This is a genomic window from Pseudomonas gessardii, from assembly GCF_001983165.1.
GTDB classification, from domain to species: Bacteria; Pseudomonadota; Gammaproteobacteria; order Pseudomonadales; family Pseudomonadaceae; genus Aquipseudomonas; species Aquipseudomonas gessardii.
Genome location: NZ_MNPU01000002.1, coordinates 242,829 through 253,806 on the forward strand (window position 1 = coordinate 242,829; position 10,978 = coordinate 253,806).

Here is a 10,978-nt window from a genome sequence, read left to right on the forward strand (position 1 = left end):
GCGTACGACGCTGTACCTTTTCCGGGAACTGAATAATATTAAGTAATACGTTCACGATTGGAGAATGACTTGGATCTGGTGCAACTGGAAATTTTCAAGGCCGTGGCCGAGCAAGGCAGCATCAGCGCCGCCGCGCAGTTGATTCATCGGGTGCCGTCGAACTTGACCACGCGCATCAAGCAGTTGGAGCAGGACTTGGGCGTCGAACTGTTTATCCGTGAGAAAAGTCGACTGCGCCTGTCGCCTGCTGGCTGGAATTTCCTCGGCTATGCGCGGCGCATTCTCGACCTGGTGCAAGAGGCCCGCGCCACCGTGGCGGGGGAGGAGCCCCAGGGGCCTTTTGCCCTGGGCTCGCTGGAAAGCACTGCCGCCGTGCGTATCCCGGCATTGCTGGCGGCCTACAACCAGAAACACGCCAAGGTCGAACTGGACCTGACCACCGGGCCCTCGGGGACCATGATCGAAGGCGTGCTATCGGGCCGGCTGGCAGCGGCGTTTGTCGATGGCCCGGTCTTGCATCCGACCCTGGAAGGCGTGGCGGTGTTTGAAGAAGAGATGGTGGTGATTGCACCGCTGCACCATGCGCCGATCACCCGTGGCCAGGATGTGAACGGGGCGAGCATCTATACCTTTCGTTCCAATTGCTCATATCGGCACCACTTTGAGCGCTGGTTTTCCCAGGACGACGCGGTGCCGGGGAAGATTTTCGAGATGGAGTCGTACCACGGCATGCTCGCCTGCGTCAGTGCCGGCGCAGGGTTGGCGCTGATGCCACGCAGTATGCTGGAGAGCATGCCGGGGTTTACCACGGTGAGTGTGTGGCCGTTGGCAGATGAGTTCCGTTTGCTGAACACCTGGCTGATCTGGCGCCGGGGTACGGTGTCGCAGAGTCTGGACAGCTTTGTGCAACTGCTGGAGGAACGCATTCCCCTGCAGGAGCCGGCAAGCTAGCCACCAAACTGCAGGGTGCCCATCGCCAGTTTCGCCATCAGCGCCGTGGCGCCCAGCTGCACCAGCCACAGGGCCAGGCCACCGAGGAAGACGCCCAGGGCGACTTGCAGCACCAGGCTTTTTTGCCGTTTGGCTGGGGGCGTGCGCGGGGTGAAGTGGTCCAGTTCGTCGCGGTCGGCACGCAGGTCCAGGTCGTCGTTTCTCATAGGGCTCTCACAGCAAAGGGGCAATCGGTGTCCAGTCTAGGGGGTGGGCGCCGCAAATAGAAAGGGGAAGCCATTGGCTTCCCCCTTCGTACCCCGCGCTCAGGCTTACAGCACCTGCACAATCGCCTTGGTCACGGCACCGATGTTCGCCTGGTTCAACGCCGCCACGCAGATGCGGCCGGTGTCGAGGGCGTAGATACCGAACTCGTTGCGCAGGCGGGTGACCTGCTCTACGGTCAGGCCGGAGTAGGAGAACATCCCACGCTGGCGACCGACGAAGCTGAAGTCGTGGCCTGGCGCGGCCTTGGCCAGTTCGCTGACCATCTGCTCGCGCATGCCGCGGATGCGCAGGCGCATTTCGGCCAGTTCGGCTTCCCACTGGGCGCGCAGTTGCGGGCTGTTGAGCACCGCCGCGACAATCGCTGCGCCATGGGTCGGCGGGTTGGAGTAGTTGGTGCGGATCACGCGCTTGACCTGGGACAGGATGCGCGCGCTTTCTTCTTTCGATTCGCTGACGATCGACAGGGCGCCCACACGCTCGCCGTACAGCGAGAACGATTTGGAGAACGAGCTGGACACAAAGAAGGTCAGGCCCGACTCGGCGAACAGGCGCACGGCGGCGGCATCTTCGTCGATACCGTCGCCAAAGCCCTGGTAGGCCATGTCGAGGAACGGCACCAGGTTCTTGGCCTTGACCACCTCCAGTACGTCTTTCCAGTCGGCCGGGCTCAGGTCGACGCCGGTCGGGTTGTGGCAGCAGGCGTGCAGCACCACGATGGACTGGGCGGGCAGGGCGTTGAGGTCTTCCAGCAGGCCGGCGCGGTTTACATCGTGGGTGGCGGCATCGTAGTAACGATAGGTCTGCACCGGGAAGCCGGCTTTTTCAAACAGCGCCTGGTGGTTTTCCCAGCTCGGGTCGCTGATGGCGACCACGGCATTGGGCAGCAACTGCTTGAGGAAGTCGGCACCGATTTTCAGCGCGCCGGTGCCGCCAACAGCCTGGGCGGTGATCACGCGGCCAGCGCTCAGCAATGGCGACTCGGCGCCAAACAGCAGCTTCTGTACGGCCAGGTCGTAGGCGGCAATGCCATCGATCGGCAGGTAGCCACGGGCGGCGTGTTGCGCCACGCGAATGGCTTCCGCTTCGGCAACGGCACGCAGGAGTGGAATCTTCCCCTCCTCGTTGCAGTAAACGCCTACGCCAAGGTTGACCTTGGTGGTACGGGTATCGGCGTTGAATGCTTCGTTGAGGCCCAGGATAGGATCGCGTGGTGCCATTTCGACAGCGGAGAACAGGCTCATTTTTGCGGCAGCTCTATGGGGGAATGGAGGGACGTGTCGCGCTCCAGCCGAATGCACTAGAGCGGTGCACAAACGGGGAGCTAGTATAGAGGCCAACACCGCTCGCGGCGACAGCCGAAACGGCTTTTCGGCCAAGTTTTTCGGTTTATTTATCGACCGTTAGTCTTATTGCAATATTGACGGCCAGCGGCATGTAGGGCGATTACCTTGAAACCCGTCACATTCGTCTCCACTTCTACAGTTATCATGGTTTTTTCCTACGGCCTGCTCTGGAATTGAGCGGGCCGTGGTCTTTTTCGTCCCCGACGGGTTTACAGTCTGGGGTGACTTCAAGAGGTACGTTATGTCGGATTTCCAACTAGTCACCCGCTTTGAACCGGCCGGCGACCAGCCCGAGGCCATCCGCCTGATGGTCGAAGGCATCGAAGCCGGCCTGGCCCACCAGACATTGCTCGGGGTGACCGGCTCTGGCAAGACCTTCAGCATTGCCAACGTCATCGCCCAGGTGAATCGCCCGACCCTGGTGCTGGCGCCGAACAAGACCCTGGCTGCGCAGTTGTACGGTGAGTTCAAGGCGTTTTTCCCGAACAACGCGGTGGAGTACTTCGTTTCCTACTACGACTACTACCAGCCGGAAGCTTATGTGCCGTCCTCCGATACCTTTATCGAGAAGGATGCGTCGATCAACGACCATATCGAGCAGATGCGTCTGTCGGCGACCAAGGCGCTGCTGGAGCGCAAGGACGCAATCATCGTCACCACGGTCTCGTGCATCTACGGCCTGGGCAGCCCGGAAACCTATTTGAAGATGGTGCTGCACGTCGATCGCGGCGACAAACTCGACCAGCGCGCCTTGCTGCGGCGCCTGGCGGACCTGCAATACACCCGCAATGACATGGACTTTGCCCGCGCCACCTTCCGGGTGCGTGGCGATGTGATTGATATCTACCCGGCCGAGTCGGACCTGGAAGCGATCCGTATCGAGTTGTTCGACGATGAGGTCGAGAGCCTGTCGGCCTTCGACCCGTTGACCGGCGAGGTGATCCGCAAACTGCCACGTTTTACCTTCTACCCCAAAAGCCACTATGTGACGCCCCGTGAAACCCTTTTGGATGCCATGGAAGGGATCAAGGCCGAGCTGGCCGAGCGCCTCGAATACCTGCGCGCCAACAATAAGCTGGTGGAAGCCCAGCGCCTGGAGCAGCGCACGCGTTTTGACCTGGAGATGATCCTGGAGCTGGGCTACTGCAACGGCATCGAAAACTACTCGCGCTACCTGTCGGGCCGTGAGTCCGGTGCGCCGCCGCCGACCCTCTACGACTACCTGCCGGCAGATGCATTGCTGGTGATCGACGAATCCCACGTCAGCGTGCCGCAAGTCGGCGCCATGTATAAAGGCGACCGCTCGCGCAAGGAAACCCTGGTGGAGTACGGCTTCCGCCTGCCCTCGGCGCTGGATAACCGGCCGATGCGTTTTGACGAGTGGGAAAGCATCAGCCCGCAGACCATCTTTGTGTCCGCCACGCCGGGCAACTATGAGGCCGAGCATGCTGGCCGGGTGATCGAGCAATTGGTGCGCCCCACCGGCCTGGTCGACCCGCAAATCGAGATCCGCCCGGCCCTGACCCAGGTCGATGACCTGCTGTCGGAAATCACCAAGCGCGTGGCCCTGGAAGAGCGGGTGCTGGTTACCACGCTGACCAAGCGCATGTCCGAAGACCTCACCGACTACCTGGCCGACCACGGCGTGCGCGTGCGTTACCTGCACTCGGACATCGACACCGTGGAGCGCGTGGAGATCATCCGCGACCTGCGCTTGGGCACGTTCGATGTGCTGGTGGGCATCAACCTGCTGCGCGAAGGCCTGGACATGCCCGAGGTGTCGCTGGTGGCGATCCTGGACGCGGACAAGGAAGGTTTCCTGCGCTCCGAGCGCTCCTTGATCCAGACCATCGGCCGGGCGGCACGTAACCTCAATGGCCGCGCGATCCTGTATGCCGACCGCATCACCGGTTCCATGGAACGGGCCATCGGCGAGACCGAGCGCCGCCGCGACAAGCAGATTGCCTTCAACCTGGCCAATGGCATCACCCCCAAGGGCGTGTTCAAGGACGTGGCCGACATTATGGAAGGCGCCACCGTGCCCGGTTCGCGCAGTAAGAAGCGCAAAGGCATGGCCAAGGCCGCCGAGGAAAATGCCAAGTACGAAAACGAACTGCGCTCGCCCAGCGAAATCACCAAGCGTATCCGCCAACTGGAAGAGAAGATGTACCAACTGGCGCGGGACCTGGAGTTTGAAGCGGCGGCGCAGATGCGCGATGAGATTGGCAAGTTGCGTGAGCGGTTGCTGACGGTCTGAATTTTTACGGGCCGGGCGATCGTTCCCACGCTCTGCGTGGTAACGCCGCCCAGGACGCTCTGCGTCCAAAGAGCGAGCGCCGCAGGTATTGATCGGCCCATGCTGGAGCCGGGGGGCTTGGGGCTGTTACCATTCGCCCCTTGTTTTATTTTCAGCTTTATTGCCCATTCGAGACTCGCCATGACCACCGTCCGCACGCGCATCGCGCCATCGCCTACTGGGGATCCCCACGTCGGTACTGCCTACATCGCCTTGTTCAACTACTGCTTTGCCAAGCAGCACGGCGGTGAATTCATCCTGCGGATCGAAGACACAGACCAGGTGCGTTCGACCCGTGAGTCGGAACAGCAGATTTTCGATGCCCTGCGCTGGCTGGGCATTACCTGGGCCGAAGGCCCGGATGTCGGTGGCCCGCACGGCCCGTATCGCCAGAGCGAGCGCAGCGACATCTACAAGCAGTACACCCAGCAACTGGTCGATATGGGCCACGCCTTCCCGTGCTTCTGCACCAGCGAGGAACTGGACCAGATGCGCGCCGAGCAACAGGCCCGTGGCGAAACCCCGCGCTACGATGGCCGTGCGCTGCTGCTGTCGAAAGAAGAAGTGGCCCAGCGCCTGGCCGCCGGCGAGCCGCATGTGATCCGCATGAAGGTGCCGAGCGAAGGCGTGTGCGTGGTGCCCGACATGCTGCGTGGCGACGTGGAGATCCCCTGGGATCGCATGGACATGCAAGTGCTGATGAAGACCGATGGCCTGCCGACGTACTTCCTGGCCAACGTGGTCGATGACCACCTGATGGGCATCACCCATGTGCTGCGTGGCGAAGAATGGCTGCCGTCGGCCCCTAAATTGATCCTGCTCTATGAATACTTCGGCTGGGAACAGCCGCAGCTGTGTTACATGCCGCTGCTGCGTAACCCGGACAAGAGCAAGCTGTCCAAGCGCAAGAACCCGACCTCGGTGACCTTCTACGAGCGCATGGGCTTTATGCCCGAGGCGATGCTCAACTACCTGGGCCGCATGGGCTGGTCGATGCCGGACGAGCGCGAGAAGTTCTCGCTGCAGGAAATGGTCGATCACTTCGATTTGTCCCGCGTCTCCCTGGGCGGGCCGATCTTCGATATCGAGAAGTTGTCGTGGCTCAATGGCCAATGGCTGCGGGACCTGCCGGTGGAAGAATTCGCCAGCCGCGTGCAGCAGTGGGCGTTGAACCCCGAGTACATGATGAAGATCGCCCCGTTGGTGCAGGGCAGGGTGGAAACCTTCAGCCAGGTCGCGCCGCTGGCCAGCTTCTTCTTTGCCGGTGGGGTGAGCCCGGATCCTAAGCTGTTCGAGTCCAAGAAGCTCTCGGGCGATCAGGTTCGCCAGTTGATGCAGCTGATCCTGTGGAAGCTCGAAAGCCTGCGCCAGTGGGAGAAGGATGCCATCACTGCGACGATCCAGGCGGTGGTTGAGTCCCTGGAGTTGAAACTGCGCGATGCGATGCCGCTGATGTTTGCCGCCATTACCGGGCAAGCCAGTTCGGTGTCGGTACTCGATGCGATGGAAATCCTCGGCCCTGACCTGACCCGTTTCCGTCTGCGCCAAGCCCTTGATTTGCTGGGCGGTGTGTCGAAGAAAGAAAACAAGGAATGGGAAAAGCTGCTGGGTGCTATCGCCTAGTTAAGCGTTGCCAAGGTCAAAACCCCGGTTTTCCGGGGTTTTGATGGTAAGTGATTGTTATCCCGGCAAAAAATTTTGAAAATTGTTGAAAATAAATTTGACAGCCCTTCAAAGCGCCATTAAGATTCGCCCCGTCCTCACCGATGAGGGGCTATAGCTCAGCTGGGAGAGCGCTTGCATGGCATGCAAGAGGTCAACGGTTCGATCCCGTTTAGCTCCACCAATTTACAGGTTCAAGGTTCTGGCCACACCGTCCTTGAATCGATCAGGCCCAGCTTGATCATGTTGTACAGAAGGTTTTGTCCCCTTCGTCTAGTGGCCTAGGACACCGCCCTTTCACGGCGGTAACAGGGGTTCGAGTCCCCTAGGGGACGCCAGTTTCAACAAGCAGCTCGCAAGGTCTGCTGCGCCGCGAGGCGAAAAATCCGGGGCTATAGCTCAGCTGGGAGAGCGCTTGCATGGCATGCAAGAGGTCAACGGTTCGATCCCGTTTAGCTCCACCAATTTACAGGTTCAAGGTTCTGGCCACACCGTCCTTGAATCGATCAGTCTCAGCCTGGTCATGTGTATAGAAGGTTTGTGTCCCCTTCGTCTAGTGGCCTAGGACACCGCCCTTTCACGGCGGTAACAGGGGTTCGAGTCCCCTAGGGGACGCCACGATTACCCGCTCTGCGGGATTTTTAAGGGTCATTCAATTATTGAATGGCCCTTTTGTTTGTCTGGCGTTTGGGTTTTCTCCCTCCCTCTTCCAAAAACTTCTTCTGACCAGCGGTCGAATTCAGCGCTTGCCAAAAATTATTATGCGTATAATATTTCGAGTGTAATATTTGGAGGCCATCATGAGCGATAAAAAAGCGCAAACCCGTGAACGTATTCTGCAGGCCGCCAGCTCCGCGCTGATCCAGCATGGCCCGGTCGAGCCGAGCGTGGGTGACGTCATGGGGGCGGCGGGGCTGACCGTGGGGGGGTTCTACGCCCACTTTGAAAGCAAGGACGCCTTGATGCTGGAGGCGTTCGAGCGGCTATTGGCGCGGCGCCGGGCGTCTATCGACGACATGGACTCCAGCCTGACAGGCGAAGAGCGTCGAACCCTGGCGGCGGCGTTCTACCTGTCGCGCAAGCACCGCGATTCTACTGCCCAGGCCTGCCCGATCCCGGCCACGGTCGGCGAGATGAACCGCCTGCCGGATGAGTTTCGCAATGTACTGAACCAGCATGTCGAGCTGATGGCCGCACAACTGGCCGCCAGCCCGGAAGACACCGACAAGGCCCTGGCCGACATGGCCTTGATGATTGGCGGCCTGGCATTGGCCCGGGCCTTGGGGCCGGGAGAATTGTCGGACCGTGTATTGCGCGCCTCCAAGTCGGCGGTGCGTTGAACAAGGCTTGTGAGCCTGGGGAGTGAGTGGATGAGCACCTTGAGCTGGATTCGCCGTGTCAACGGCACCGTGGGCAGGCTGGCGCCGCAGACCATCGCCAACCAGATGCGTCGCGCCTTCATGACGCCACGGGACCTGCCGCCCCGTGATTGGGAGTTGCCGCTGCTGGCGCAGGCCGAGCGCATCACCTTGCGTTTTGGCCTCTCGGCCCTGCGCTGGGGCCAGGGCCCGGCGGTGTTGATGATGCACGGCTGGGAAGGGCGCCCGACCCAGTTCGCCAGCTTGATCGACGCCTTGGTGGGCGCCGGCTATTCGGTGATTGCCCTCGACGGCCCGGCCCATGGTCGCTCGCCGGGCCGTGAAGCCCATGTGGTGCTGTTTGCCCGGGCGATGCTGGAGGCTGCCGCTGAGTTGCCGCCGCTGCACGCGGTGGTCGGCCACTCCATGGGAGGCGCCAGTGCGATGCTGGCTATCCAGTTGGGCCTGCGTACCAAGGCGTTGGTGAGCATTGCTGCTCCTTCACGCTTGCTCGATGTATTGCGCGGCTTTGCCGGGGTGGTCGGCATGCCGGAGCGGGCGCGGGCGGCGTTTATCCGGGAGGTCGAGTACTCCCTCGGCATTCCGCTCAAGCACCTGGATGTGGCCCGTTATCAAATGAATATCCCGGGGCTGATCGTGCATGCCGAAGACGACACCTTCGTCCCGGTCAAAGCCTCGCAGATGATCCACGAGGCCTGGTTCGACAGCCGCCTGTTGCGCCTGGAGCAGGGCGGGCACCAGAGGGTCCTGGCGGACCCGCGAGTGGTCGAAGGCGTGCTGGCGCTGCTGGCCGGCTGTCGTGAGCCGGCGCGGCAAACCGCTTGAGCCCAACGATGGGTTACACTGCTCCCCGCCGACATTCATCGACCGGGAGCTGGGCATGGGCTGGGACTTGGCAAAGCCGTTTATCATCGATCTGCAGGTGGCCCCTGAGGACATCGACGGCCTGGGGCATGCCAATAATGCCGTCTACGTATCCTGGCTGGAGCGCTGCGCCTGGCGCCACTCCCAGCGCCTGGGCCTGGACCTCACCGAATACCGCCGCCTGGATCGGGCGATGGCGGTGGTGCGTCATGAAATCGATTACCTGGCCGCCGGCTACGAAGGCGATGAGCTGCAACTGGCGACCTGGATTGTCGATTGGGACCAGCGCCTGAAAATGACCCGGCGCTTCCAACTGATGCGCCCCAGTGATGGCACCACCTTGTTGCGTGCGCAAACCACCTTTGTCTGTATCGAACTCTCCAGCGGCAAGCCCAAGCGCATGCCGGCGGAGTTTATCGAGGGCTATGGCGTGGCGCTGCACATCTGACAAGGGAGTTAACGGTTACTGTGGGAAACCCAGTAAACTGCGCCACGATTTTTGTTGAGTGTTTTCCATGCAAATTGCTTTGGCGCCCATGGAGGGGTTGGTCGACAACATCCTGCGGGACGTGCTGACCCAGGTCGGCGGTATCGATTGGTGCGTGACCGAATTTATCCGGGTCAACGACCGCCTGCTGACCCCGGCCTATTTCCACAAGCTTGCCCCTGAACTGCTGCACGGCGCCAAGACCGCTGCGGGCGTGCCGTTGCGCGTGCAGTTGCTGGGTTCCGACCCCGTGTGCCTGGCGGAAAACGCCGCGCTGGCCTGTGAACTGGGTTCTGAAGTGATCGACCTGAACTTCGGCTGCCCGGCCAAGACCGTCAACAAGTCCCGTGGGGGCGCGGTGCTGCTCAAGGAGCCGGAACTGCTCAACCAGATCGTCGAGCACGTACGCCGTGCCGTGCCGGCGCATATCCCGGTGACCGCCAAGATGCGCCTGGGCTTCGACAGCCCGGACGGCGCGCTAGTGTGCGCCACGGCCCTGGCCGAAGGCGGTGCGGCGCACATTGTGGTGCATGCGCGGACCAAGGCTGATGGCTACAAGCCGCCGGCGCACTGGGAGTGGATCCCGCGTGTGCAGGACGTGGTCAAGGTGCCGGTATTTGCCAATGGCGATATCTGGAGCGTCGAAGACTGGCGCCGTTGCCGGGAGATCAGCGGTGTCGAAGACATCATGCTCGGTCGCGGACTGGTCGCACGTCCCGACCTGGCTCGGCAAATTGCTGCTGCGCGGGTTGGCGAAGACGTGGTAGAGATGACCTGGGAGGCTATGCAGCCCATGCTCCAGGCGTTCTGGACGCAGTCTGTAGCGCAATTGACTGAGCGCCAGGCACCGGGCCGCCTGAAGCAGTGGCTGGCCATGCTGACGCGAAATTATCCGCAAGCGGTGGAGTTGTTTACCGCATTGCGCCGGGAAACCGACCTTCAGCAGGTCAGCCGTTTACTCGGTATGCCCCACCCCCAAGGGGCTTGAAAATTTTCTTACGGCCTCTCTTGAAATGTAAGTGGCGGTCCTTATCTAGGGATTACACGATGCCGAATTCGGGTCGTGGAGATAAAGAACCTTGCTGATATTTCAGGAGATTTGACCATGAGTACCGCATTTTCCCTGGCGCCGCTGTTCCGCTCTTCCGTGGGTTTCGATCGTTTCAACGACCTGTTTGAAACCGCATTGCGCAATGAGCCGGGCAGCAGCTACCCACCCTACAACGTCGAGAAACATGGCGAAGACCAATACCGCATTGTCATCGCGGCCGCCGGTTTCCACGAAGACGATCTGGAGTTGCAGGTGGAGAAAGGCGTCTTGACCGTCAGTGGCGGCAAGCGCGACACCCAGGCTGAAAGCGTCACGTATCTGCACCAGGGCATTGCCCAGCGCGCCTTCAAATTGTCGTTCCGCTTGGCGGACCATATTGAAATCAAGGCTGCCGACCTGAGTAATGGCTTGCTGAGTATCGACCTGTTGCGGGTTGTGCCGGAAGAGGCAAAGGCCAAGCGCATTCCGATCAATGGGGCGCAGAAACCGGTCCTGCAACATTGAGTTCATGTTTTTAAGTTTTTCATTACCTCTATAAAGGGCGCCCCAGGCGCCCTTTTTTTGGTGCGCCAGGCATGGCGCGTTGCGCGCAAGCGCAACCAGCTTGGCTGTGGTGGCCACGCTGGTGACTGGGAGGTGAAAGTCCTCTACACACCCGGCAAGGGGAAGTGTTAGCCA

The 10,978-nt window shown here is 61.0% G+C and carries 10 protein-coding genes and 4 tRNA genes; 12 read left to right on the forward strand and 2 right to left on the reverse strand.

Annotated elements, in window-relative coordinates:
* The first annotated feature begins 69 nt into the window (after positions 1-69).
* The gene (gene ptrR / locus BLL38_RS03335) at positions 70-951 is read left to right on the forward strand and encodes a putrescine utilization regulator PtrR (RefSeq protein WP_076961342.1); all 882 of its coding nucleotides are present in this window, start codon (positions 70-72) and stop codon (positions 949-951) included.
* Here the strand turns inward: ptrR and BLL38_RS03340 are convergent.
* Both BLL38_RS03340 and BLL38_RS03345 read right to left on the reverse strand, forming a co-directional pair.
* Positions 948-1,157: a hypothetical protein gene (locus BLL38_RS03340; RefSeq protein ID WP_057438594.1), complete on the reverse strand. Its 210-nt coding sequence runs from the start codon at positions 1,155-1,157 to the stop codon at positions 948-950. The genes ptrR and BLL38_RS03340 overlap by 4 nt on opposite strands.
* A gap of 105 nt (positions 1,158-1,262) precedes the next feature.
* Positions 1,263-2,459: an amino acid aminotransferase gene (locus BLL38_RS03345; RefSeq protein ID WP_076961343.1), complete on the reverse strand. Its 1,197-nt coding sequence runs from the start codon at positions 2,457-2,459 to the stop codon at positions 1,263-1,265.
* Between the two features lie 343 nt (positions 2,460-2,802).
* On the opposite strand from BLL38_RS03345, the gene uvrB reads away from it, so the two are divergent.
* From uvrB to BLL38_RS03400, 11 genes are all read left to right on the forward strand, one after another.
* On the forward strand, positions 2,803-4,818 hold the full coding sequence (gene uvrB, locus BLL38_RS03350; protein ID WP_076961344.1) for an excinuclease ABC subunit UvrB: 2,016 nt from the start codon (positions 2,803-2,805) through the stop codon (positions 4,816-4,818).
* 180 nt (positions 4,819-4,998) lie between these two features.
* Positions 4,999-6,480: a glutamate--tRNA ligase gene (gene gltX, locus BLL38_RS03355; protein WP_076961357.1), complete on the forward strand. Its 1,482-nt coding sequence runs from the start codon at positions 4,999-5,001 to the stop codon at positions 6,478-6,480.
* Between the two features lie 147 nt (positions 6,481-6,627).
* Positions 6,628-6,703 (forward strand) — tRNA-Ala (locus BLL38_RS03360).
* Between the two features lie 78 nt (positions 6,704-6,781).
* Positions 6,782-6,857 (forward strand) — tRNA-Glu (locus BLL38_RS03365).
* Between the two features lie 50 nt (positions 6,858-6,907).
* Positions 6,908-6,983: transfer RNA gene (locus tag BLL38_RS03370), tRNA-Ala, on the forward strand.
* 78 nt (positions 6,984-7,061) lie between these two features.
* Positions 7,062-7,137 (forward strand) — tRNA-Glu (locus BLL38_RS03375).
* Positions 7,138-7,319: 182 nt separating this feature from the next.
* Positions 7,320-7,859, forward strand: coding sequence for a TetR/AcrR family transcriptional regulator (locus BLL38_RS03380; RefSeq protein ID WP_076961345.1), 540 nt, complete (start codon positions 7,320-7,322; stop codon positions 7,857-7,859).
* Between the two features lie 30 nt (positions 7,860-7,889).
* Positions 7,890-8,723, forward strand: a complete 834-nt coding sequence (locus BLL38_RS03385; RefSeq protein ID WP_076961346.1) for an alpha/beta hydrolase — start codon at positions 7,890-7,892, stop codon at positions 8,721-8,723.
* A 55-nt stretch (positions 8,724-8,778) separates the two neighbouring features.
* Positions 8,779-9,210, forward strand: coding sequence for an acyl-CoA thioesterase (locus tag BLL38_RS03390; protein WP_076961347.1), 432 nt, complete (start codon positions 8,779-8,781; stop codon positions 9,208-9,210).
* 67 nt (positions 9,211-9,277) lie between these two features.
* Positions 9,278-10,237 carry a tRNA dihydrouridine synthase gene (locus BLL38_RS03395; protein WP_076961348.1) on the forward strand — a complete coding sequence of 320 codons (960 nt, stop codon included), beginning with the start codon at positions 9,278-9,280 and terminating at the stop codon, positions 10,235-10,237.
* A 117-nt stretch (positions 10,238-10,354) separates the two neighbouring features.
* The gene (locus BLL38_RS03400; RefSeq protein WP_076961349.1) at positions 10,355-10,804 is read left to right on the forward strand and encodes an Hsp20 family protein; all 450 of its coding nucleotides are present in this window, start codon (positions 10,355-10,357) and stop codon (positions 10,802-10,804) included.
* The last annotated feature ends 174 nt before the right edge of the window (positions 10,805-10,978 follow it).